The sequence below is a fragment of the Stieleria marina genome, from assembly GCA_007741555.1.
Lineage (GTDB): Bacteria > Planctomycetota > Planctomycetia > Pirellulales > Pirellulaceae > K23-9.
The window spans coordinates 3,652,651-3,674,145 of sequence record CP036526.1 but is presented as its reverse complement, the minus strand read 5'-3'; the positions used below and the strand labels follow the sequence as shown (position 1 = coordinate 3,674,145).

Below are 21,495 nucleotides of genomic sequence, written 5' to 3'. Positions count from 1 at the left end.
CAAGTCGATGACTTGGAACGGGGTGAAGTTGTTCGGTTCAGTGTAGAAACAGAAAACGCCCGCGGGGGACTTCTCCTCCGCGGGCGTTTCGGCTTTTGTTCGTCGCTGTGGTGTGCACAGAAACTTACAGTTCGACGGACTCCACTTCGCGGACGAAGCGGGATGCGTCGTTTTCTAGGAACGATGAGACGACGTTGAACACGGCGTCACTGAAGCCGCCGATGTTGAGGATGTCGTCTCGCTCGGGTGCCTGACTGGTCCCGTAGGGCTGAATGTCAATACAGACTAGCTTTGGATCGGCGATGCCGTGTCCGCGCTGAGTCTTCTTGAACTTCTCCCACTGGGTCATCACTCCTGTTGAACCGTTTTGGCCGTAGCCGTATCGGCGTCCCGAGGTGATCCAGCTCTCGTTGTCGCTGACCAGCACGATACCTGCGAAGGCTTGCTTCGCGTATCGCGTGTTGGCTTCAACGAATGGCAACGAGCAGTCCGTTCCTCCGCCTCCGTACTTCGACAAGCGTGCTGACAGTGACAAGATCGAATCACTTGGATCGACCTTGACCTTGTAAGCCTGTGTATCGAATGGAATCACGACGCTGTCTGGGTTGCGACGCAGGATCGCTGCTGCGAACAGAGCCGCAACATCGACGCATCGCATCTTCGACGTTCCACCGCGACCACGGTTGCCTGTAACAGCGCAGCCCATCGAACCTGACGTGTCGAGTCCGATGATGACTGGGCCTGGAAGCTTTGGCACGTTTCCGCACGCGATCTCGGCAGCGTCATGCAACGCCGTCTTGATCTTGCTTGGAACCTCGTCCGATGCGTTTATGTAAGCGGCCAGGAACTGGTACGGGAACTGACGGCTGCGGGCGATCGCGTCGCGGTCAGCCAGTTGGCTGGCCACGTAATCGATCATCGCGTTGTCTGTTCCTGCGAATCCGAGGATTCCAGGCTTCTTGAATGCGTCGTGACGCAGTAGCGTGTTGAGGTTCATACGCAGTGCTTGCGGTCCCATCTGTCGGGCAATTGCCTTCCAGACGAGCGGACCCTTGGCCGCGTCGGCCAGCAAGTCCCAACGAACCTGCAAGTCGCCCGCGATCAACGTCTGTGCCTCGGCCGTGTCGGCGCCGCGGTACGCGATCAGTGACTGAACCGTCGCCGGCAAGTCGGTCTCCGTTGCTGGAGCCCACTTTTCGACTGACTTATCGGTTAGCCATCCGAACAGCGCACGACGTGCGTCATCCTTCGGCGTTGGACGTGCCATTCGCAAGATATCTCGCAGGCTTGGGTCGTTTCCGATCGAAGCTGAAAGCAACTTGCCAACAGACGCGTCGTTCAGCCAACGTTGGAACGCACGCTGCAGCGAAGACGACAGGCTCTTGCGACCAAACTGTCCTGAACGAGTCATTTGGAAAACGGTGCGCAGAACGCGGCCGTTGTCCGCGACTCGGTCGAAGACTTGGTGCATGAGCTTGGTGTCTCGCGTCGACAGTACGACCAAGAGCGCCGCCGGCATGTCCTTCATGTAAGCACGCTCACGTGAGTAGACGGCCAGCTTTGCCAGGAACTCGTTGTCGTCGATCTCGTCGATCAGCTTTCGCATCGCGTCGAGTTGGTTTTGCGCGGACGCATAGTAGACGTTGCCGAACGTGCCGGTCGCCGCCATTTGGGCGAGCGCGTGCTTCGCTGACATCTTGTACGCTGGTCCGCCTGCTTCGTTAACGACAGTCGCTCGTGGCAGGACGCTGGTGATGCTTTGGAATAGAGACTTGTTGGCCATGTTTGACCTCCTGAGTAATGCAGGTTGTTAGCCTGCGTGTGCAGTCGCGGCAGGCTGGAAGCCCACGCTACGACGAAGTAAACGATCCGACGAGGTTTGGTGCAGAGGTGGCTCCCAAATGAGCCACATCGCCGTTTATTGACCAGCCAGTACGGCTGGGTCTCGATGTACAGCGGCGACGAAGGGAATCGAACTCTTATGTACTCCACTCCGGCAGTCGGGTCGTGTGTCTTGCCACCGCGTGGAAACGCCCCGAACGAAGTGGGGCCGTTTCGCAGCACGATGGTTTTGTGTTGTCGAATCGAAAAGCACTCGGCGAAGTGGTGGTCAGAGAACCCGTCCGGTTTGTTTCCAAGCGGACGGGGCGGGACTTGAACCCGCTAGACCTTTCGGTCATTTGCCATGTACTCCGAACCGGCAGCCGAGTGTGTTTCGATGTATGTTGAAGTAGTGATGCAAAAAAACGCGATCGACGAAGTTGTGACCAGAGGGTTTTACGGCGCTCTACCACTGAGCTACGCCCCTGAGTTCCCGAGAGAAAGTTGGGGCGGTGGGACTCGAACCCACGACATCCGGCTCCTGAAGCATGTACTCCGCATCGGCAGTCGATCGTGTGCGCTTTCTATTTCGTTTTCTTCTTGGTGGTCTTTCCCATTTGTTTCCAAAGGGAACGGCCGTTGTCTCGGTCGAGCCGGACGAGTTGCTGCTGTCGTGTGTCGAAAGCGATCAGGTTTCCCTTGGGTCGCTTCGCGTAAACGAACGGCAAGCAAACTGCAACGACTTTGTGCGGTTCGCCGGCTGCGTTTGGCAGGTAGCGAAGTCGAACGAGTTCGTCGATGGGTTGCGAGATGCCCGAGCAGCTCCATAGGTAGGACGGAAGCTCGATGATCTCGCTGAGGATGGTGACGTAGTCACCTTTGGCGATGTCTTCGCCAGCGATCCTGGCCGCGACGGTGGTCACGGTTTTGGATCGGTTTTCGGTTGTGGTTTTCATGTTTCCGCAATTGTTGGAAGATTGAATTGTGCATGTGTGTTCTCTGTTGAACCGCGAGCTTGGATTACTCGCGGCCGGTCGTAATGGCGAAACAGGAATGTAAAACACGCATAGTTCAGTCTCTCGAGACGATTGTGGAAAACGCGACTAACGAAGTGGTTGATCAGAGAAAATGTTCTGCCAATTAAACTACGAACGAGCCGAAGCTTGCTCGGTGGGAATCGAACCCACACCTTTCGATTAAGAATCGATGTACTCCGATACGGCAGTTAGTCGTGTATTGGGGGCGACGAAGTTTATGGCCAGAGGTTTTTTCCTGAGCTACTGACAAACTTGCGTTTGACAGGCGGGGCTTGAACCCGCGACCTCGTCGCTCTCACGACGTGCTCTAACCTATGTACTCCGAACCGGCAGTCGCCTTGTATTGTTGTTGTTTGAAAAAACGATCGACGAAGTTTGTTAACCAGGCAGATTCGATGCTCTACCAACTGAGCTACGAAGCGAACACAAGGTTCACTTCGGTGGGAATCGAACCCACGACACCCGAGGTGATGTAGTCCGATTAGGCAGTCAATCGTGCATTGATGGCGACGAAGTTCTGGACCAGAGGTTTTTGTCTGAGCTACCACTTGCTTTCGCAGTGGACGGGAATCGAACCCGCGACCTCGTCACTCGCGTGACGCGCTCTCCCATGTACTCCGAACCGGCAGTCGCCATGTGTTGTTGTTCGCTGTATCAAAAACGACTGACGAGGGTTTGACCAGAGAAACTATTCTGCGTGTCTTCCAATTCCACCACTACGATCTTGCGATCGCAGGCGGGACTCGAACCCACAAGGCCTGTAGGCCACAGAAGCCCATGTACTCCAAATCGGCAGTCAGTCGTATTTTGTAAATGGCGACGAGGTAATGACTCAGATCACTAACGTGTAGGAATCGAACCTACCGATCGTGTTGCCACGATCCCCAGACTCACTGGACGCAATCATTGGTGGATGGATTCCAAGCCGGCAGTCGCCATGTTTTGTAAAAGTCCAACGAAGTTGTTGTTGAGAGGGTAAGAACGTCCGTTTCAGCGGTTGCTGATCGTTGACTGGCCCCTTCGTCTACAAGAGACTCCGGCGCCGTTCACTAGCCGGTCGCCCGACATCGCTACCTTAGGCTCCTCATGTATTCCCAGCAGGCAGTTGAACTTTGTGTTGTGATCGGCCAGCGAAGGAGTGTGAATCAGACGGGCCTTTAGCAAAGATGTAGTCCGATTCGTCAGTTGGTCGATCAAGAAACGCTGGTGGGAGTCGAACCCACTTAAACCGGGTTGCAGCCGGCCGCCTAGCCATCTGGCTCCAGCGTTTTGTCGCTCGCGGGTTTGCCGCGAGCGTGTTCTTTCAGTCGTCGTCCCTAAAAGTAGTCGTCGCGATTGACGCCATCACAGACGCCCCGATCGTAGGCAGCAACGTTTGAATCGCTGACCGCTGCCACATGGGCATAGGTCGTTACGACCGAGCTTTTCCTCGAGTTGCTTGCCTTGGATGATTCGGACTCCGCGTTTGACTTTCGTTTCCGACGGGTAGCCTTTACGACGTTTGCTCATCGGCTCGAAAGCAGAGGTCTTCGTCGCGGTCATGTTGGTTATCGTGTCGCATTGGTCTGCTCCGGTTTGAGTTGTTGACGTTCATTGGTAGCAAGTGCTCTCGCCAGGAATCGAACCTGGTCTACGACCTTCGCAAAGTCGCGTGCTATTCCGGCACACTCCGAGAACATAGGCAGCACCGGCAAACATTGCTTGCCGGCACTGCGTAAGTGACATCAATCGACTCGGTCTGGTTCGCATCCTTCGCGAATCGTTCGTCATCGACGATTATTCATCGTGACTGACTCGGCCTCTTTCGAGATCGAGATACAGTCGTGCGTTGGCGTTCTTTGCCAAATCACGAAGCGTTTCAAGCTCGGCCAATCGCAACAGCGCTGGGTGTCCTTCCAGCACTTCTGCTGCCTTCGCTCGTTGCTCGTAGGCTTGCGTTTCCGCATCCACCTTAGCTCGCAACGATTCGGCTTCCGCTTGCTCTCGCAATCGAAGTGCTTCTGCGTTCGCCGAAGCATCTCGCCGCGTGATCTCCGCTCGCGATTCGGATTCGATCTGCTCGACCTCCGCTCGCGTTCGAGCTTCAACCAACTGGGCTTGGCTCTGTCGTTCCGCCGCCAGCACGCGATTCATGATCTCCTGCAGATTTCCTGGGAAGATCAAGTCCTTCACGTCAGCTCGACGAATCGCAACACCGTAACCATTCGCTGACTCCGTCACGTCCGAAAGGATGTCTTCGCTCAACCGGTTTCGGTTGGTCAGAATTTCTTCCAGATTCATCGACGCCAAGGAACGACGCGCCGCCAATTGCACGTCGCTGTAAAGTCGATCCTCGAACACGTCCACTGTGTGGATCGCAGCCTTCGGATCGGTCACGCGGAACTGCACCAGGATGCTCACGCGAATCGCGACCTTGTCTGCGGTCAGGATTTCCTGGCCCTTGATCGTCAGTTCGCGTTCGCGGATGTCGACCAGCATGCACTCGACCGTTGGCAGTTCCTTAAACCACTGCTTGTGCGGTGGAATCTTGTACCGGCCGGCTTCGAGCACCTTGGTTAGCTTGCCGTCTTCGTAGTACAAGCCGCGGTGCGTGTCCTTGATGATGAACTCTCGTCCTGCACCTGTAATCATCATATCGCACCTCCTTTCGATGCTTGTTGGTCAATGGTTGTGTAAGGAGCCTCGGAGCGGAGCCGATGTGGAGAACAAGCTTTCAGATGTGGAAATTCTGAGCGTTCATTCCGAGAGGTGATCGCAGGAACCAAATGGTTGCTCGCTCCTGACGCCGCCGAGGCAAGTAACCCGTCCAGGAATCGAACCTGGTCCGACAGTTTCGAAGACTGTCATGCTATCCAGCACACCCACGAGTCATATTATTGGTAAGTAAGTCACAAGAGCCGACGACTGGGTTCGCACCAGCATGGGTCGCTTTACAAGAGCGGTGCCTTTCTACATCGAGCCACGTCGGCTGGCTTTGTTCGCATCAGTAGCCCGACCAGGAATCGAACCCGGAACTTCTGGTTAGAAGCCAGAGATGATGTCCGTTTCACCATCGAGCCGTTTTGCGAACAAGCGGAAGGCGAGGGAGTCGAACCCTCATCACCCGAAGGTGGCACGCGTTAGCAGTGCGGCCCGGCAAACCGTATCCGGCTGCCTTCCGTACATCATCTCGAGTGGACCAGAAGGGAATCGAACCCTTCCACCGATCTTGCAAGGATCAGTCGCCGCCTTGGAACATGCCAGCCCATTTGTTTCAAACATCACTCAGAGGTCCGTCCGGGAATTGAACCCGGTCTTCGTCCATACCACAGACGCGTGCTGCCGAAACACTTACAGACCGTTTACTTCAGTGATCACGGATGGAATCGAACCATCGGTCTCCTGCTTGTCACGCAGGCGTCTTAGCCGCTGGACCACGCGATCGTTTTGTGAGTAGTCGAGACAGGAGTCGAACCTGCAAAATCACAGGCCTCTCATGCTTGCCGCTTTGCCTGTTTGCGTACTCGACCATCGGAAGTAGCGGATCCGGGGGTCGCACCCGACGTGCCTGGCATATGAAACCTGGCTGGGCACTGGCCCATCCGCGTTGTTGTCGCATTGAAGTAGCGGGTTCGGGGGTCGCACCCGACGGTCCAGGCTTATGAGGCCCGGATGAGCCTGGCTCACCCGCATCGTTGAAAAGTAGCCAAGGCGAGAGTTGAACTCGCACGCCGCTGTGGGCACGACATTCTGAGTGTCGCGTGTCTACCAGTTCCACCACTTGGCTGTTTGAATCGAAGTACTGCGGGAGGGAGTCGAACCCTCAAACACGAACGTTTGAAATTCGCCGCTTTGCCGGTTTGCGTACCACAGCATGTTGAATAAGTACTGAGGGCGGGAGTCGAACCCGCAAGCACTTGTTCCTAAGACAAGCGGCTCGCCGTTGGCCTACCTCAGCGTTTCTCGAAAGAGAGTGGAGCACCGGGGAATCGAACCCCGATTTTCTGCATGCAAAACAGACGTCTTCCCGTTGGACGAGCGCCCCATGAATGAAGTTAGAAGAGTGAAGGGTAAATAGTGAAAATGGTTCGCGTCGGAGTTTTTAAACTTCACCCTTCACTCTTCAAACTTCTGCTAGTGCCCAGAGCAGGAGTCGAACCTGCAAACACTCGGGTTTAAAGCGAGCCGCTCGGCCGGTTGGCGTATCTAGGCGTTAGTCGCTGGTGCCGCTGGGAAGGACGCGACCGACCGCGTCCTTCCCTTGGCTGCCAACGTGCTATGCATGCAGTCGCGGAGTACTGTCGCCGGTCGACTTGCGATGGTTCTTGATCGCTTTGTGCGAATCAGGGAGCTGGTCGCCTTCGACGATCTCGTCACCGACGCACTCGACCACCCAGCCGTCGACCCAACCGACGTTGTCGTCTTTCAGCCTCAGCACGCGGCCGACCTTCGCAAACTGTTGCGGGATGTACGATGTCGTTCGCACTGATCCGCCGGCGATGCTGCGTCTCATCGCACATTGCACGTACTTCACCTTTCTGGACATCGTCGTTCTCCTTGGTTAATCGCGGGCCAGCGTCACCGTGACGCCGGCAGTAGTCCCGGATGGAATCGAACCATCGTTTCCTGCGTGTAAAACAGGTGTCGTCGCCGTTGGACCACAGGACCGAAAAGCACGTCCCCAAGGATTTGAACCCTGACTAACTGGTTTGGAATCAGCAGTGCTACCGTTACACCAGAGACGTGTGTGTTTGCAAAAGTGGGAACGCAAGGAATCGCACCTCTCGCCGACTACCACACAATTAAAGGCAGAAGGGTTACAACCTCCCGTGTGGAAACGCTCCCATGATTCATTCAACTAAGCGGAAGCCGTGGGACTCGAACCCACAACGGTAATTAGCCGCAGCTGTTTTCAAGACAGTGTCCTCATCCGGCCGGGTGACTTCCGTATTGCGTGATCAAACGCAGTGACGTGAGCGGGAATCGAACCCGCGGACTCCTGGATGAAAACCAGACGATTCTGCCATCAGAATCTACCACGCCGTTTTTTTGGCCAGCCTCTTCGCCAGCCGAGTACCGCATAGGAGTTTCGATCTCCTTCCTGCTGCCTGAGAAGCAGCCGACCTAGCCAGTAGTCGAATGCGGCGTTTGCAAAGCGATGGCAACGGGAGTCGAACCCGCAGCGACTTGATAGACAATCAAGCTTCCTTCCCAGAGGAAATTGCCACCGAAAATGTTCGCACGAGGGTGACCAACCGGAATTGAACCGGCGACAAACTCATTCACAGTGAGTCTCTGGAAACCAACACCAGATCTGGCCACAGCACCGGAGACTGGAATCGAACCAATGAACTCCTCGTTCAGAGCGAGGTGCAGCGACCAACAACTGCTACTCCGGCGTTTGGTCTTCAATTACAACAGCACTCCGTCCGGGAATTGAACCCGATCTGCGAGCTTCAAAGGCTCACGTCGCGACTACGCGCCGGAGAGAGTTTTCCAAAACAGAAGAGTGTCCTGCGGGAGTCGAACCCACCTAGCCGGATTGGAAGCCCGGAACCTTTGCCGCTCGGCCAAGGACACGAAATATGCGGAAGTTTGAAGGGCGAGGTGTGAAACGAAGCGAGCTATTCCACACTTCTCGCTTCACCCTTCAAACTTCGCGAAGCTCCGGCGGATGGACTCGAACCATCACTCGTCTCCTTAACAGGGAGCCGCCTTACCATTGGGCCACACCGGAATCTGCAAAGCGCCCAGTGGGAGTCGAACCCACACTTCCGCCATGGCAAGGCAGCAGGCTACCGCTACATCATGGGCGCAAAAATGCATCACTACCAAATTGTCAAAGATCAATAACGCCGAAGCGTCTAAAGAGCACCGAGCCGGAATCGAACCCGCATCACCTCGTTACGACGGAGGAGTCTTGCCGTTAGACCATCAGTGCTTGTTCCAAAAGTTCTCAAGTGGGATCGGTGAGAATCGAACTCACATCGCTCGGATTAAGAGTCCGATGCATTACCTTGTCTGCCACAATCCCATGTGTTGTTGTTCTCGGCGTCGTCGTTGTTTCGTTTCAGTCGGCGTGGCGGGAATTGAACCCGCGACCGTCGCCTTATAAGGACGCCGCTCTCACCCCTGAGCTACACGCCGATGCGTAGCCAATGGGGCCGAAGGGAGTTGAACCCTCACCTACACGACGACCAACGCTGCGCGTCGGTGCCCGAAGTCCGTCATGCTGCCAGTTACACCACAGCCCCGCTTTTTCAATCGCGGCTATGCGTTTCAATCGCGGTGCAGGCAGCATGTTGGGTCCTTTTTTGTGTCGTTGGTCGTAAGTGGTAGCCCCGAGGATCGAACTCAGCGCGACCCGCGTATCAGGCGGATTTGGGCGACCAGCCCTCGACTACCATGTTGTCGTTTCAAAAAGTCGGACACCTCGGAGTCGAACCGAGACCCTTCCGCTCCCAAAGCGGACGTGCTTCCATCTGCACCTGTATCCGATGTTCTGTTGCTTCAATCGCCGCGGACGATTCCGTCGGCGCATATCTTCCTTGTCAGTGGGCCGGGAGGCGCTCGAATCCTCGTCTGCGGTTCTTCAAACCGCCGCTAGACCGTCTCAGCTACCAGCCCAAATTGGGTTCGTTATGGGGTTGCCCGCTGCAATGCGGACACGAAAAAAGGCTCGATATCTTGGTGACACCGAGCCTTCATGAAGAAGTCGTTCGCTAATGAAAGCGAGTGTCACATCAGACGCGGATACGCCGGGGCATTATCTGTATTCAACGCGCAGTATTGATTGCTGGCGCCGAAGAGATTGCCTTCGTGTATCTGTTCGAGTCGACTGGATTGAATTTTCGTTAACATCAGAAAGCTCGTTACTCGCTCGTCTGTGAATGTGACTTGTAGTTCAGGGAGATAGACGCGCTCGCGTCACGATGGTTCGCTCAAAATCTCGCTTTCACAAAAATAGAGATGCGCGAGACCGCGATTCTATTTCACCAAACGCTGAGAAACTCAAAAGATACTCGCCTTAATGAACTCAATCGAAACTTTTCTCGCTGCGAAAACCTACGCCGTCGCTGGTGCCTCGGCCCGTACGCACAAGTACGTTTCAAGGTCTTTAAGGCCCTCCTAGCCGCCGACCGCGAGACGTATCTGATGGAGCGACTGCGGAACACATGAAAATGGTTATTCGTCACTCACGCCAAGGCGAAGTAAACAGCGTCACCAAATCATCACGCGACAAATCACGAAACTGCCGAGCAGCCTTCCGTTGGTCCGGCACGAGAGTTCCAAGTTTGCAGCGTCGATTCTCTGGGGCGTTCGCTAAGGGAAATCCAGAACGTCGACAAGAAGCAGGCGGAGTGGATTGCGAGGCAGATGAAGCCTGCGGATATTGCCGATTCTTATCGCGAAGTCAGCCTGCGTAATCTGGGCCATTATCTCTCTGAGGTTCGCACGGTAAGTCCAAAACTCTCAAGTGCCATTCTTGATCGTCTCAACTCTGACACGTTAGTCAAAATGGTCAAGAGCGAGTCGAGCCTCGGCGAACTATTTGCAGCGATCGCCAAAATCCACGGTGTGGAAGGTCGATCGAAACGCAAACTCGGAAAGACAACCATAACGTTGCTTCGGGAAGCCGAGAATCGCTTTCCTGTGATCGCGAGTCAAAAGCGTTGTCGTTTTGAAGAGATCTCCAACGGTCTACGAGCAGCGAATCGGATCGACAGAAGTGTCGCCAAGCGACTCTTCCGCCCACTGACGTTCTCACGACTCGAAGCAAAGTTGCGATCCGAGCAAATAGAAAAAGTTCTCGTCGCTCTCAGCAGCCTGTCCAAGATCGACCGTGACATCAGCTTCGACCTGCTGGATCGAATCATCGACGAACGATTCATCGCGAAAGCCAAGTCGTTGGCTCCCGATCGACTAGCCAGCGCGATCAATAGCGTCGCACAGGTCTCCAGCGATCACGCTCACAAGATTGTCGAAGCGATCGACCCAGAACCGTTCCGAAAGTCATTCATCGCGATGGACACAGGTCGGAAGCAAATTGGTGGCGTTCTCCCCGGTTCAAGCTTAACGCCTGCTTGGCAACTACGCGCCTGCTTCTCCTAAGCAGAAAAAGAACAAACGGCGAAAGAGAGATCCCAACCCAAAATGAATTGTTCGATAATCAGCGATCTCGACGTTGATCTCAACACTTGCGTTACTCTGTGTCGTCTGCTTTCTTAAACCTGTTTCCGTCGTAGTGAAAACAGACAAGCTCATCGTCTGAATCAAGCCAGCCAAGTTTGACCGTAAGTTCCTCGTGGTAGTAGGGTGTTCCAGAATCGTGGTCGGCCACGCGTGGCTCCCCTAATATTTCCATAACGATGACGGGCTCGTTGTAGTCTGGATAACTTCTGTTCTTCATTCCATCCTTCCAAACTACGATATCACCCTCACTGAAGTCTTGTGCTGCAATGTAAGACTCGCGAAGCTGACGAAGCCGTTTGAGCATGTCTTCACGGGTGCGAAATCGCGTTTTTTTGCTTTCACGATCTTGAAGAAGTGCTGCTAAGCGTGCGAGTTCTCGCGTTGAATTCTTTGAATCAGCGGAATCTCTATCCCCCAGCAGTTCGCTGAGTTGCCTAAGATGGCTTTCTCGTTCGGACATTATCGTACCCTTCACTAAATTGAAATTGTTTTGCCTGAATTGTGACGATGACTTCGAGCATTTGAAAACGGCTCACGAAAATCGCTGCTCCAAGCATCTGAATCAACTCGAAGGCTCTGCAACAGATTGATAGGTGGTTGCCATGCTGCATCTTGATATCGCCAACCTGTATCATCGTCGCTTGGTTCGTCATTGGCAGCCTGTCGAGCGGTTGAACGAACTGCCGCGAGCCGAAGTACTTCAAGCAGCACCTCATCCTTTGGGAATCCAGAATCGCAAAGCATTTCATACAGTGGCGCAACATCGTTGGCGTCGAACCCAATATCTAGAAATTGTCGCAAAATGGGTTGCCAACTCGGTGCTGCTTTCTGCTCAGCTATTTCGCGCCCCTGAGGGGTTAGACCGACGACCACTTGCTTCCCACCTGTCACCCTAGAGCGAAAGATGAGATTCGCATTGTCAAAATCTCGCAACATGTGCGACAACTGAGACTCACTAATCGCTAGATCGTCTGGGTGGTCATTGAACCTGCGTTTCAAGTCAGTTCGGCGCAGAGGCTCCGATCCCGATTCGAGCATGATCTCGAAAAAGGCTTTGGATCGTTTGTCGTAGCTCGCCAGTGTAGATTCAATGGAAGCATCATCGTGATTGTCTACTGCAAGCGACAACGCTCGGCCGAACAGCATTGCCGCGTCACTGATCGAACCAAGCGACGTTTGATTGACCGAAGCATCTTCCGCCAATTCAGAAAGACGAAAGAAAGTCTTGGCCTCGGTTGCGAGCTGCTTGCGCGACGCTGTCCGTAGCATATAGATGAGGCGTTGAGCAATCGTATCAACGATAAGCGATGCTCGACGCTCTGTCTCGAGAAGGGGTAAGCAACCGCGAAATTGCTTGAGCAATTCGGCGGAAGCCATCCGGTCCCATCCGATCACGTTGATTGACATTTTATTGTCTCCCCGTTGCTTCCATTTTAGGTTTTATTGAGCCAAAGTCTAGTCTAGCTTACGCCGGTATCAACCCGACGGATCAGGTGTAAATAGCAATTTCCGGTCTTTTGCGTCGCGACGACCGCAAGGAACAAGCCGGTAAACTTGGTTGAGCCGATACCGCGGGACCAGGAAAAAGGACGCACCTCTACCTAGCAGGTGAGGCTCCAAAACCAGCAGGCCGTCTGCTTCCGGCACGCCAATGAGTCCTCTCAGGTTTTTTATCTCGGCCTCAAGATCGACCTGCCAACATTCATCCACCGTTGACCAAGTGGGTTCTAGGGCGCGATTCGACACAAACACTGACGCTCCAGTAGAGGTCATTAGTTCACGCGCACGATTGGCGTGGGTCGTCGTCTTATTGCTTAGCGACGGCACGAAGATGGTCGCGGCGGCTGACCGAGCAACCGCGTCATGCACATCGTTTTCAAGCAAGTCGAGGCAAATCACTTGAGAAAGTACACCAATCGGCGTTTCCATTGTCTGAAGCCGAGCCGGTTGAGTGGAATCGCGTCGCAAAATGCGTTCGGCAACTCCATTAGGAAAATCTCTTTCAAAAATCCTAATCTCGTGACCAGTCGCAAACCGGGTCAGCTTGCGATGCCGCATCAATTCCTCGCCCCTTGGGCCGAACATGACCGATTCATTCAGATAAAACGGCTTGCCATCCGCATCATCACAATCAGGATTAGCCCTTCGATGGGTCAACCCGGCAACCGTAAGAATCGGCCAACGCTCGTCTCCTTGATTTGAGCGAAGCGTTTCAGCGAACATTTTCTCAGCAGCGGGTGTCATCGACAGTTCAGGAAGCACTAATACGCTGGCCCGCAATCGTCGACACTCAGCGATCGCGAGCGATAGATTGGCTTGCAGTTCTTCCTCGCAGTCGATTTCGTCAAGGCAATACTCATTGCCAGGCAAGTCTTCACTCGCGAGCCCTCGGTGACAAAACGGAACACCGGCACAAGGCCACAGGAGTACGCGGAATTCGTCGCCCTCTGGCTGAGCAATCTCGTCGAGCGAAGGTTTGATCTGCGGCGGAAGATCAATAAAGTCAACGTTAATTTCATGTTCGGCGAACGACCGACGCACTGATTTGAAACAGGGCGTCAGAGGCATGATGGATGCGGCACGGCGTTCAATCGCCATCGTCAAATATGGCCCTCCAAGGTTGCCCAGATAATCGTTCCGGCGCTGGAGAACATAGTGTTGCCCGTCGTACGCAACCACAACAAGCTCGACCAATGCTGCTGACGTAGTTTTTAACTCAAGAAGTTGCCGATCGACTGCCTTCAACAATCTTGCGGCGTTGGGGTCAAACCGTTCCCGAGGCCCTGGTTGATTAACAAGCTGAGAATGCAACTCACGAATTCTGTGCGGCTCTGCTGGTACGCAATCAAGTGGATCGCAGGTCAGTCCCTCTTGACCCAAAAAATCCTGAAGATGTCGCACCCCAACACCACTCGCGTCGGTATCGAAGTACACACCAAGATTGCAATGCATCGCGACGAGGTCTTCGAGCGAATTACGAAGTACCTCAATCAGTGAGTCTCTTGATTCTTCCCAAGCCATACCAATGCTGCCCACTTGCACCTATTTGCCGAACGCCTTCGCTCCATCGAATCCGAATTACTTGACTGCAAACGAGCGTTGGACCTGTTGATACGAACCCTGGCGTGGAGTCCCTTGGTGGCGGCCCACGTTTGCCAGCGCTTTGCCAAAGATGTTATCTTAATGCTCGACCAGAGGGAATGCGTCTCCTACACGTACGGGCACTCGAAAATGCGTAGCGACAAGTCGAATCGACAATCCGATCACCATGAGTTGCCGTCTACCGAAACCGAGGCACTCGTTGGCGATACGACGCAATCAGAAGATCCGCATCAGACAGTTGCGTCAAAGAGGCGTCAGGCCTCAAGAAAAACACCTCATCAAGCGGCTGAACGGCTTGGTGAGTACGAAGTTGTTTGCAAATTAGGAAAAGGTGGGTTCGCGGACGTTTACGAAGTTCGACCTCCAGGCACGGACATGCGGGAGACGACAACTGCTCTGAAGGTCGGTCGTGCGACTTTAAATTCGAATGAAACGCTCGCGAAGCGTTTCGCGAGGGAAACCGACCTGCTTGATCAAGCAAGAGACATTCCTGGTTTGGTGAGAATGCGTGGCTTTGGTGTTTTTGACGATGGAAAGCCATATATCGAAATGGATTTGATGCACGGCGGTAGCCTGGCGGAATTCCTGAAATCTCCTGTGAACGTCGTTGAGCCTACTCAGGTCGTCGATCTGCTTGTTGCATTAGCGAAGACGCTCACGCGACTAAACGAAATTGGGATTGTTCATCGTGATATCAAGCCGGCAAACCTGCTGTCGGCAACGAAGGGCTTTGACTTGGCTGACACCGTTCTAGCAGACTTCGGCATTTCGGCTGACCTATTCAATTCAAGACGCCTAACGCAAACCAATCAATTTCTTGGGACGAGAGCGTACGCCGCGCCAGAGCAGTTCACTGATTCCAAAAGAGTCGACGTTCGCACGGACATTTATGCCTGCGGAATGGTAATGTACGAATTGCTAACCAGACGGCCATTTCGTATTCTTGGCAACGGTTCGATTCCTGCCTCAGAAATCTCCAAGTGTGCTCCAGCCCCCTCGGATTTCCCAGATGAAGTGCCGGTTTCACTCAGATACATTTGTCGGAATTGCCTTCAACCCATTCCCGATCGACGTTGTCAGGACCCCAATGAACTGGTCCGTGACTTGAAAGAAAACGCCTTTTAATAGTGTCTGCTTGCTAAACGGCTCGTAAGTTCTAGTACTTGGAATGAGAAGCAACGAGCAGGCCGCATTCAACGTTAGAAAAGCACGTGCACAGTTTTCCACCTCAATACGAATCAATCGAGCTAATTGCCAGCAGCAATGAATCAGAGCTCTTTCGCGCGGTGGTCCAAGATCGGAACGTAGCGTTGAAGGTTCCGTTAGCTGCGACTGTCGAAGACCTGAGACGTTTTCAACTTGAGCGACGGACGCTGAACTCGTTGGATCACCCAACGGTCGTACCAATTTTGGATATCGGCGAAACCTCCGATGGCACTCCCTTTTACTGCATGCCCTTTTGCGATGGAGGCGCGCTCCGTGAGTGCACTGAGGACTATCGCTCGCCGAAAGCGTCAACGTCACTAATTCTGAAATTGCTCAGTGCGTTGATCTACTTGCACGAACAGGGTTTCTTGCATCGAGACATCAAGCCCGAGAACGTATTATTTCACAAAGGTGAACCACTAATTTCTGACTTCGGGCTGGCGAAGGAACTTAACGCTGCTGAGGCTATCACCGTCGACAGCGTTCCTGGAGGCACACCGCATTATCAAAGTCCTGAGCAGCTAATTTCGCTTCGGCGTACGACCGAAAAATCAGACACCTACTCGCTTGGCGTGCTTTGGTATGAACTCTTGACCGGTCGGCGGCCACCCGCAGACGATGGAGATTGGCGACCGAGCCGATTCAACCGATCGGTGCGAGGCCAGCTCGATCAAATCATACTCGGTTGCCTGCAAGAATCACCTGAACGACGGTATTCTCCTCAAGAGATGGAAAACGCCATTAAACGCTGGCAGAGCGGCTTCTTTCCACCTGGACCGAGACTGCCACGAAACGACTACCCCCGGTTCGTGAAAGGATCGGTAGACCTGGACGTCGTTCTTCTATTTGGCGGTGACGGCAAGCATCGCTACGAATATCCCGATGGGATTGAATGTGAAACAAACAGCACATGGCTAGACCTACCAGACTTTGTTCTTGATGCGACCGAGGATTGGTTGCGTTGGAAGGAAGCAGACTGCGAGAAAAAGGGAGCACCTTTTGAGAATCGCCGTCAACCACGTGTCGCCGACTTGGGCCACCGATTGAGCGAGGGCGCGGAAGAGTATCTTCATCCGGCTTTGCTGCGAATCGAATATACGGACTATTTCACTACGCAGTGCACCAACTTCGCTGCCGATCTGTTTTTGAAAGACAGATCAACAATTCGCGATTTTTGTGGCGCCGAACACAATGACTGGGCAAACTCAAAGCTTGCAAATCCGCTGGCTACCAACTTCTCCGTCGTTACGACCGGTGACGATGAAATGTACATCTTTACCACACAGCGTGGAAAACTCGTCGGAGGCAATCCCGAGTTCTCGAGCGACAATCGCGTTCCAGCGGTGAGCGGAACTGGACACCCCATTCATGATCGGAATGAACAAGGAAAGTTCGACCCTTTTGTCGCTGGTTTTCGTGAGGCAAAAGAAGAGGTGATGGGTGATTACGCTCTCGAGTTAAGTGATATCGTGTATTTCGGTGCCGCCCGGACTGGCGCGTATATGTTCCCGTTTCTTTTCGGCGAACTGCGTGTTCCGCTGACCAAGAAACAATACGAAGATCAAACCGTTCTGCATCGCAATGATGTCTACGCGAAACATGGGCGACCGTTCACGATCGAGTCCGTCACGGATTGGATTCTCGAGTTGTACCACCGTTACGACGAAGATGGGCGTCTGTTATCTCGACCGTCGCATACCGGCATCTTTTCGCTTTACCAATCACTGATCTATCAGTTTCCTGAGAGGAAAAACGAGATTAACGCGCTCCTCCAACGCGATTGAATGCCCCGAAAGTGCAATGCCGCTTTAATTGCGTTCTATTGACTCAGCTAACATGTTAAACGTTCTTGATCTCGGCTCCGTCAATGGTCAGGACGGCATCGAGACCGAGTTTCACTTCAGCGGACATGGGCGGTTTCCATCCTTGGACTTACTTGACTTGCTATTTCACCGAATCAAGCCAAAACAAGGACAGTCTCAACGTCACTGCGATCCCTTTGAAAACTCAAATTCTTAGCGGCCATTGAGTACTCGAGAGGATTCACTATTGCTGCGGCGAACAATGGAGGTGATTGATCGAGCCAGCGGTGAACGCATCCGCGCACCGATCGCAACATGGAAGATACCTTTGTCGTGCCCAGGCATATCTATTGGCTCACACCCATTCTCCGCTCGACGAAGTTCCGCTGCCGCCTGGTTCGTCTCCGGGCTCAGGCGTGCCGGGATGTCCGGGCGGCATGTTGTCGGGCCACCAGAATCCGGGCGGCAAATGGTACGGGTGGTCGGGCGGGAGTCGCGGCCAAACGTGGCGTGGTGGCGGCACGAGTACTTCGGTTGAACCTTCGGGTTCGGGCGGCCAGTCCCAATCCTCGGGCCACCACGGCGGGCGAGGCTCGTCGTCGGAGCCGTTGTCATCAGTACTTGATCCCTCGGGTGGATCGGTCGGAGGTACGGGCGGCAACGAACTGCCCGGCGGATCGAATGGCGGAATGAACGGATGCCAGGGAGGCGGGATGTCGTCGTTGCCGGAACCAAGCGGATACGTCATCGAATCTCACTCCTTTGAGTCGGATCGGGATGTCTGAACGGGACACGTGTGCTCGGGCAAAGTCCGCATTGCGGGATCGCTTTCGTCTCGACGAACGCTTGCAGTTCGTCGTCAGTGGCCGATGCAGGGCATGCCTTGTAGTCGCGAAAGAGTTGCCACGCGGGGATTCTTTCGAGTTTCAATCGTTGTTCCATCAGGGCGTGATACGCGAGCGCCGGACATTTCCACAAACAATCGCGGAACAGCTGAGTGCACGTCTTCTGCATGCAGATTCGGTAGGCTGCATCTGGCTTGGAATCGAATGGCATCGGTTTGCCATCCTCGACGCGATGCTGTCGCATCCAGCCACGATGTGACTGGCGAATCTTGATCTGGATGCCCGGATAGTCCGCTCGCCACTGCCACACGGTTTTCTTTGCCGCGTTGAAGCGATCCATATACGGCTCATGTGTGCCGTGCTGACTGACCTCAAGCCGACAGTTGGCTTCAACCAACGCCGCAGGCAACTCGGGATGACGATCAAAGAAGAATCCGTTTGTTACAAGCATCAGATTGGAGCTAGTCCAATACTCGCGGGCCAAACGCAAGTGCTTGATCAAATTTGGGTTCAAGAGAGGCTCCCCACCGAGCAACGCAAACCGGCGCGGCCGAAGGCGATGCGACCATGACGAATACTCGCGGCGTGCATCGTCCGGTGTTGGCAACTTGCCGGCGAGACGGAAGTTGCTGTAGTGACTGCATTGCTGGCACGAGAGATTGCAGCCATGAGCGAGGTGGTATTCAAGTGCGGGAATTGCGATCATCGCCACATCACCCTTTCCAGTCCGTGCTTTTGCAGACCGGCGTCGAGGAACTCGGGACGGTGTCGGGTGTAGCCTGGCGGGTCGACGTGCTTATGCTTGAAGGAATGATTGACGTCTACTGCGACATTCATTCCGGCAACCTTTGCTCGCCAGAAGAAGTCCCAGTGCTCCTCGACCTTCAGCGATTCATCCCAACGGACCGCTTGCAAGATGTCTCGGTACGCGACGAAGCAGTTGCCGACGTAGTGACACCAGCGAACGGAGCGATGCTGCTTGTAGCTGCCGAATGCGATGCGAAGGGCTTTGTCATTGACACGCATCAGCCTCGGTCGCTCCTCGGAGTTGCTGAGAGTGGCGAGCAAGTCGAGGTCGTGATGCTTGTTGAGCGTTGCAATCAGGTCCGGCAGGCGTGTTTGGTTCGTGACCAAGTGATCGTCGTCAGCAAAGACGACGATCGGCGTGTCGCCTGCATCGAGTAACCGGTTGCGTCCAGCCGATAAGCCGATGTCGTATTCAGTCTCAATCAGTCGATCGACCATTGCAGCCTCGTCTGGGCAAACTTCCGAGAACCGAAGTTCCGGCTTGCCGTCGTCGAGGACGTGGATCAGAGGACGATTGTCGCCGCAGTGCTCGTGAATGCTGCGAACGAGCGCGGCGCAACATTGCGGGCGATGGATTGTCTTGATGCAGAAAGTTACTTGTTCACGCACGGACGATTTGACCTCCTGGGTATCGCATCGAATGAAAGCCGTGTTTGCGAAGCCCCATTGCGCGGAACTTCGATCGAGCACGCAGATTGCGGTAGCTCTTGCTGGTCACATGGGCGTGATGGATCGCACAATCGATTGCGACGGCAATTTGGAGATTCGCGACGTGGCTTGCGCGGTAGAAGAACTCCCAGTGCTCGTACGTCTTGATTTGCTCATCCCAGCGAAGCGTTGCGATCGTTTCCTTGCGAGCGAGAAACGCGTTGCTGACCATGTCGCACCAAGCAACAGTGCCGAGCCTCTGGTATTCGCCGCGGTGCATCCAGATTCGCTTACCGTTCATCAGCGGCGAAAGCATCGTCGGACGTCCACCATTACCTTGGCGTACCGCAAGGATGTCTAGATCGTGCGTCGCGAAGTACTCACAAACGCGATCGAAATGCAGGCTTTCTGTGGCGACATGATCGTCATCAAGCAGAAAGATGTACTCAGTGGTCGCCGCGTCAATCGCAGCGTTTCGCCCCACTCCGACGCCAACATCGTGCTGTTCGAGATTGATGACAGTGCAGTGGCCCGCGGTTTCGGGATACTTCTCGCTGAATCGCAGCTCGTGTCGGCCATCGTCTACTACAACGATGTTCGGATTGGGGATGCGTTCGCGTAGCGATTCGACCAAGCGATGGCAGGACCAAGGGCGGTGAATCGTCTTGATGCAGAACGTGATGTCTGCGGTTGAGATGCTATTCGCCATGATGCTCACCCAAACTTCCGGAGTTCTGGATTGACGTGTTCGATCGCGGACTGGATTTCATCGGGCGTTGGGTCGATGCCAAGAAACTCGACCAAGTTGCCGATCACTTCTTCGGGGTATGTCGTCAGCTCGGAGAATTCGAGTCGGAAGACGGGCACCTCTGGATGAGACGCAATGAATTCGTCACGGTATTCGAGCAGGCTACGCTGTAGGGTTTCACAAGCCTCGTCATCGGCAGCGAACCATTGACCGCGATGTTTTTCGGATCGGTTTTGCAACGAACGAATGGACGCTTTGATGTCGCGTTCGACCGAGACGATGCGGAGCGAATCACCAAGACCGGCGTGCAGGTGTTCGACGAAACGACACAGATGCGGATACTTGCCGCCCGCGACCGTTCGATCACGATTGGCTTCCGATTTGCGAGTAACGATCCACGATTTCAGCATTTGCGTCAGCTGTTCGTCACTGACGTTCGGATCGGTCGCGGGGAAACGCATCACCTTTTCACACAGTTGCGTGAGCCCCAACGCTTCGCCGCCTCCGGTGGCCTCGTAGCCACCGAGCTGGTTGCCCATGTGGACCCCGAGATGGTGCATGACCATTGCAACGCACGAGGTGCCGGCGCGATGCGGGCCGAGCACGGCGAAGAACGGTGCATCGGAGTGGTCAGCATTCTTCGCATCGTTGAAGAACCGCGTTTGACTCCACTTGCGTCCGCAGATGTTGGACTTCGTGGGGAGTTGCCCGACGAGCCAGCGATCCGGCGTGTAGACGGCGATGGATTCCTTCTGGATGTTCTTTCCTTGCACGAGAGCCTGGTATCGACGCTGGATCAAACGGCCGAGGTGATGGTCGATGTGATGTTTCGTGTGCCAGTCACTCCACGTCAAATGCCGATACAGCGTTTTCATTGCCTCACGCCCGCGAACCATGAAGGCGTGGGTGCGGTTGACGTTGTACGGTCGATAAACGAATTCGCTGACTTTGTGCGGCGGATGCTTGCCCGCGTAAAGGTGTTGTCCGCCGAGGTACGCCATGCCCCAATCGGCCGGCAACTCAGCGACGAACTGCTGCAATCGCTCGCAGAAGTCTTCACCGAACCCAGCGTCGTCCTCGAAGACAATGTAGGAGTCGATGTGTTCGAGCAGACACTTTTCGAGAATCAACATGTGCGATCGGTAGCATCCCCACGCTCCGTTTCCGGCTCGCCACTGTGGCGGCGTTGCGACGCGCCGACCGTCGATCGCGGCGAATCGTTCCGGTTCGGGGAAAGGCCACGGATCGGGTAGTTGTCGCATCCATTCGCGGAGGCGATCGTCGCGGCGATCGAGATTCATCAAGAA

16 protein-coding genes, 27 tRNA genes and 1 pseudogene are annotated in these 21,495 nt (G+C 54.5%); 4 read left to right on the top strand and 40 right to left on the bottom strand.

Annotation, left to right across the window (positions count from 1 at the left end):
• Window positions 1–124: 124 nt before the first annotated feature.
• The 32 genes from K239x_RS13005 to K239x_RS12880 all read right to left on the bottom strand — a co-directional run bounded on the left by K239x_RS13005 (window position 125) and on the right by K239x_RS12880 (window position 9,464).
• A complete protein-coding gene (locus tag K239x_RS13005) occupies window positions 125–1,783 on the bottom strand; it encodes a TROVE domain-containing protein (RefSeq protein ID WP_145418494.1) in 1,659 nt (552 codons plus the stop codon).
• Between the two features lie 622 nt (window positions 1,784–2,405).
• Entirely contained in the window at window positions 2,406–2,777 is a 372-nt protein-coding gene (locus tag K239x_RS13000) for a hypothetical protein (RefSeq protein ID WP_145418493.1), read from the bottom strand.
• A gap of 1,279 nt (window positions 2,778–4,056) precedes the next feature.
• Window positions 4,057–4,127, bottom strand: a tRNA-Cys gene (locus K239x_RS28570).
• Window positions 4,128–4,202: 75 nt separating this feature from the next.
• A complete protein-coding gene (locus K239x_RS12995) occupies window positions 4,203–4,367 on the bottom strand; it encodes an SEC-C metal-binding domain-containing protein (RefSeq protein WP_011123265.1) in 165 nt (54 codons plus the stop codon).
• Window positions 4,368–4,462: 95 nt separating this feature from the next.
• Window positions 4,463–4,535, bottom strand: a tRNA-Arg gene (locus K239x_RS28565).
• 99 nt (window positions 4,536–4,634) lie between these two features.
• On the bottom strand, window positions 4,635–5,492 hold the full coding sequence (locus tag K239x_RS12990; protein WP_419190001.1) for a slipin family protein: 858 nt from the start codon (window positions 5,490–5,492) through the stop codon (window positions 4,635–4,637).
• Window positions 5,493–5,656: 164 nt separating this feature from the next.
• Window positions 5,657–5,728: transfer RNA gene (locus K239x_RS28560), tRNA-Arg, on the bottom strand.
• A 25-nt stretch (window positions 5,729–5,753) separates the two neighbouring features.
• A tRNA-Thr gene (locus K239x_RS28555) sits at window positions 5,754–5,827 on the bottom strand.
• 18 nt (window positions 5,828–5,845) lie between these two features.
• Window positions 5,846–5,917, bottom strand: a tRNA-Arg gene (locus K239x_RS12985).
• Window positions 5,918–5,931: 14 nt separating this feature from the next.
• Window positions 5,932–6,017: transfer RNA gene (locus K239x_RS28550), tRNA-Ser, on the bottom strand.
• 191 nt (window positions 6,018–6,208) lie between these two features.
• Window positions 6,209–6,281 (bottom strand) — tRNA-Val (locus tag K239x_RS12980).
• A gap of 10 nt (window positions 6,282–6,291) precedes the next feature.
• Window positions 6,292–6,367 (bottom strand) — tRNA-Leu (locus K239x_RS12975).
• Window positions 6,368–6,540: 173 nt separating this feature from the next.
• A tRNA-Leu gene (locus K239x_RS12970) sits at window positions 6,541–6,624 on the bottom strand.
• A 13-nt stretch (window positions 6,625–6,637) separates the two neighbouring features.
• Window positions 6,638–6,711, bottom strand: a tRNA-Leu gene (locus tag K239x_RS12965).
• Window positions 6,712–6,723: 12 nt separating this feature from the next.
• Window positions 6,724–6,795, bottom strand: a tRNA-Leu gene (locus K239x_RS12960).
• A gap of 16 nt (window positions 6,796–6,811) precedes the next feature.
• Window positions 6,812–6,882: transfer RNA gene (locus tag K239x_RS12955), tRNA-Ala, on the bottom strand.
• A 93-nt stretch (window positions 6,883–6,975) separates the two neighbouring features.
• Window positions 6,976–7,049: transfer RNA gene (locus K239x_RS12950), tRNA-Leu, on the bottom strand.
• Window positions 7,050–7,113: 64 nt separating this feature from the next.
• The gene (locus tag K239x_RS12945) at window positions 7,114–7,383 is read right to left on the bottom strand and encodes a hypothetical protein (protein WP_419190000.1); all 270 of its coding nucleotides are present in this window, start codon (window positions 7,381–7,383) and stop codon (window positions 7,114–7,116) included.
• Between the two features lie 50 nt (window positions 7,384–7,433).
• Window positions 7,434–7,505, bottom strand: a tRNA-Val gene (locus K239x_RS12940).
• A 6-nt stretch (window positions 7,506–7,511) separates the two neighbouring features.
• Window positions 7,512–7,582, bottom strand: a tRNA-Trp gene (locus K239x_RS12935).
• A gap of 118 nt (window positions 7,583–7,700) precedes the next feature.
• Window positions 7,701–7,784 (bottom strand) — tRNA-Ser (locus K239x_RS28545).
• 21 nt (window positions 7,785–7,805) lie between these two features.
• Window positions 7,806–7,880 (bottom strand) — tRNA-Glu (locus K239x_RS12930).
• A gap of 113 nt (window positions 7,881–7,993) precedes the next feature.
• Window positions 7,994–8,066: transfer RNA gene (locus tag K239x_RS28540), tRNA-Asp, on the bottom strand.
• A gap of 95 nt (window positions 8,067–8,161) precedes the next feature.
• Window positions 8,162–8,236, bottom strand: a tRNA-Gln gene (locus K239x_RS12925).
• 109 nt (window positions 8,237–8,345) lie between these two features.
• Window positions 8,346–8,417, bottom strand: a tRNA-Gly gene (locus K239x_RS12920).
• A gap of 85 nt (window positions 8,418–8,502) precedes the next feature.
• Window positions 8,503–8,574: transfer RNA gene (locus K239x_RS12915), tRNA-Asn, on the bottom strand.
• An 8-nt stretch (window positions 8,575–8,582) separates the two neighbouring features.
• Window positions 8,583–8,653 (bottom strand) — tRNA-Gly (locus K239x_RS12910).
• 54 nt (window positions 8,654–8,707) lie between these two features.
• Window positions 8,708–8,778, bottom strand: a tRNA-Thr gene (locus K239x_RS12905).
• Window positions 8,779–8,798: 20 nt separating this feature from the next.
• Window positions 8,799–8,871: transfer RNA gene (locus K239x_RS12900), tRNA-Lys, on the bottom strand.
• Between the two features lie 40 nt (window positions 8,872–8,911).
• Window positions 8,912–8,984: transfer RNA gene (locus K239x_RS12895), tRNA-Ile, on the bottom strand.
• A gap of 277 nt (window positions 8,985–9,261) precedes the next feature.
• Window positions 9,262–9,334 (bottom strand) — tRNA-Pro (locus K239x_RS12885).
• Between the two features lie 58 nt (window positions 9,335–9,392).
• Window positions 9,393–9,464: transfer RNA gene (locus K239x_RS12880), tRNA-Phe, on the bottom strand.
• A 403-nt stretch (window positions 9,465–9,867) separates the two neighbouring features.
• On the opposite strand from K239x_RS12880, the pseudogene K239x_RS12875 reads away from it, so the two are divergent.
• Window positions 9,868–9,989, top strand: a pseudogene (locus tag K239x_RS12875) (CoA-binding protein); the annotation flags it as partial.
• A gap of 225 nt (window positions 9,990–10,214) precedes the next feature.
• Complete coding sequence (locus K239x_RS12870; protein ID WP_145418491.1) at window positions 10,215–10,949, top strand: hypothetical protein; 735 nt, start codon at window positions 10,215–10,217, stop codon at window positions 10,947–10,949.
• A 91-nt stretch (window positions 10,950–11,040) separates the two neighbouring features.
• Here K239x_RS12870 and K239x_RS12865 read toward each other — a convergent pair whose 3' ends face one another.
• The 3 genes from K239x_RS12865 to K239x_RS12855 all read right to left on the bottom strand — a co-directional run bounded on the left by K239x_RS12865 (window position 11,041) and on the right by K239x_RS12855 (window position 13,598).
• Entirely contained in the window at window positions 11,041–11,490 is a 450-nt protein-coding gene (locus K239x_RS12865) for a hypothetical protein (RefSeq protein ID WP_145418490.1), read from the bottom strand.
• A 14-nt stretch (window positions 11,491–11,504) separates the two neighbouring features.
• Window positions 11,505–12,437, bottom strand: coding sequence for a hypothetical protein (locus K239x_RS12860; RefSeq protein WP_145418489.1), 933 nt, complete (start codon window positions 12,435–12,437; stop codon window positions 11,505–11,507).
• Between the two features lie 69 nt (window positions 12,438–12,506).
• Window positions 12,507–13,598 (bottom strand): nitrilase-related carbon-nitrogen hydrolase, encoded by a 1,092-nt coding sequence (locus K239x_RS12855; RefSeq protein WP_419189999.1) that lies wholly within the window; start codon window positions 13,596–13,598, stop codon window positions 12,507–12,509.
• A gap of 663 nt (window positions 13,599–14,261) precedes the next feature.
• On the opposite strand from K239x_RS12855, the gene K239x_RS12850 reads away from it, so the two are divergent.
• Together K239x_RS12850 and K239x_RS12845 are read left to right on the top strand one after the other, a co-directional pair.
• Complete coding sequence (locus tag K239x_RS12850; RefSeq protein ID WP_419189998.1) at window positions 14,262–15,257, top strand: serine/threonine-protein kinase; 996 nt, start codon at window positions 14,262–14,264, stop codon at window positions 15,255–15,257.
• 86 nt (window positions 15,258–15,343) lie between these two features.
• Window positions 15,344–17,122 (top strand): serine/threonine protein kinase, encoded by a 1,779-nt coding sequence (locus K239x_RS12845; RefSeq protein ID WP_145418486.1) that lies wholly within the window; start codon window positions 15,344–15,346, stop codon window positions 17,120–17,122.
• A gap of 373 nt (window positions 17,123–17,495) precedes the next feature.
• Here the strand turns inward: K239x_RS12845 and K239x_RS12840 are convergent, their stop codons facing one another.
• From K239x_RS12840 to K239x_RS12820, 5 genes are read right to left on the bottom strand one after another with little or no spacing between them, the layout of a single operon-like run.
• On the bottom strand, window positions 17,496–17,888 hold the full coding sequence (locus K239x_RS12840; RefSeq protein WP_145418485.1) for a hypothetical protein: 393 nt from the start codon (window positions 17,886–17,888) through the stop codon (window positions 17,496–17,498).
• Complete coding sequence (locus tag K239x_RS12835) at window positions 17,885–18,691, bottom strand: radical SAM protein (RefSeq protein WP_419189997.1); 807 nt, start codon at window positions 18,689–18,691, stop codon at window positions 17,885–17,887. The genes K239x_RS12840 and K239x_RS12835 overlap by 4 nt, the downstream gene beginning before the upstream one ends.
• Window positions 18,688–19,401: a glycosyltransferase gene (locus K239x_RS12830; RefSeq protein ID WP_145418483.1), complete on the bottom strand. Its 714-nt coding sequence runs from the start codon at window positions 19,399–19,401 to the stop codon at window positions 18,688–18,690. Before K239x_RS12830 ends, K239x_RS12835 begins: the two co-directional genes overlap by 4 nt.
• Window positions 19,394–20,149 (bottom strand): glycosyltransferase family 2 protein, encoded by a 756-nt coding sequence (locus tag K239x_RS12825; RefSeq protein WP_419189996.1) that lies wholly within the window; start codon window positions 20,147–20,149, stop codon window positions 19,394–19,396. Before K239x_RS12825 ends, K239x_RS12830 begins: the two co-directional genes overlap by 8 nt.
• Before the next feature lie 5 nt (window positions 20,150–20,154).
• Window positions 20,155–21,489 (bottom strand): glycosyltransferase family 25 protein, encoded by a 1,335-nt coding sequence (locus K239x_RS12820; RefSeq protein ID WP_145418481.1) that lies wholly within the window; start codon window positions 21,487–21,489, stop codon window positions 20,155–20,157.
• Window positions 21,490–21,495: the final 6 nt, after the last annotated feature.

Coding starts and splice junctions, on each gene's coding strand:
- K239x_RS12990 (WP_419190001.1), bottom strand. CDS start 5,492: ATGATGATTACAGGTGCAGGACGAGAGTTCATCATCAAGGACACGCAC.
- K239x_RS12870 (WP_145418491.1), top strand. CDS start 10,215: ATGAAGCCTGCGGATATTGCCGATTCTTATCGCGAAGTCAGCCTGCGT.
- K239x_RS13000 (WP_145418493.1), bottom strand. CDS start 2,777: ATGAAAACCACAACCGAAAACCGATCCAAAACCGTGACCACCGTCGCG.
- K239x_RS13005 (WP_145418494.1), bottom strand. CDS start 1,783: ATGGCCAACAAGTCTCTATTCCAAAGCATCACCAGCGTCCTGCCACGA.
- K239x_RS12825 (WP_419189996.1), bottom strand. CDS start 20,149: ATGGCGAATAGCATCTCAACCGCAGACATCACGTTCTGCATCAAGACG.
- K239x_RS12995 (WP_011123265.1), bottom strand. CDS start 4,367: ATGAGCAAACGTCGTAAAGGCTACCCGTCGGAAACGAAAGTCAAACGC.
- K239x_RS12860 (WP_145418489.1), bottom strand. CDS start 12,437: ATGTCAATCAACGTGATCGGATGGGACCGGATGGCTTCCGCCGAATTG.
- K239x_RS12865 (WP_145418490.1), bottom strand. CDS start 11,490: ATGTCCGAACGAGAAAGCCATCTTAGGCAACTCAGCGAACTGCTGGGG.
- K239x_RS12840 (WP_145418485.1), bottom strand. CDS start 17,888: ATGACGTATCCGCTTGGTTCCGGCAACGACGACATCCCGCCTCCCTGG.
- K239x_RS12820 (WP_145418481.1), bottom strand. CDS start 21,489: ATGAATCTCGATCGCCGCGACGATCGCCTCCGCGAATGGATGCGACAA.
- K239x_RS12835 (WP_419189997.1), bottom strand. CDS start 18,691: ATGATCGCAATTCCCGCACTTGAATACCACCTCGCTCATGGCTGCAAT.
- K239x_RS12855 (WP_419189999.1), bottom strand. CDS start 13,598: ATGCCTCTGACGCCCTGTTTCAAATCAGTGCGTCGGTCGTTCGCCGAA.
- K239x_RS12850 (WP_419189998.1), top strand. CDS start 14,262: ATGCGTAGCGACAAGTCGAATCGACAATCCGATCACCATGAGTTGCCG.
- K239x_RS12945 (WP_419190000.1), bottom strand. CDS start 7,383: ATGTCCAGAAAGGTGAAGTACGTGCAATGTGCGATGAGACGCAGCATC.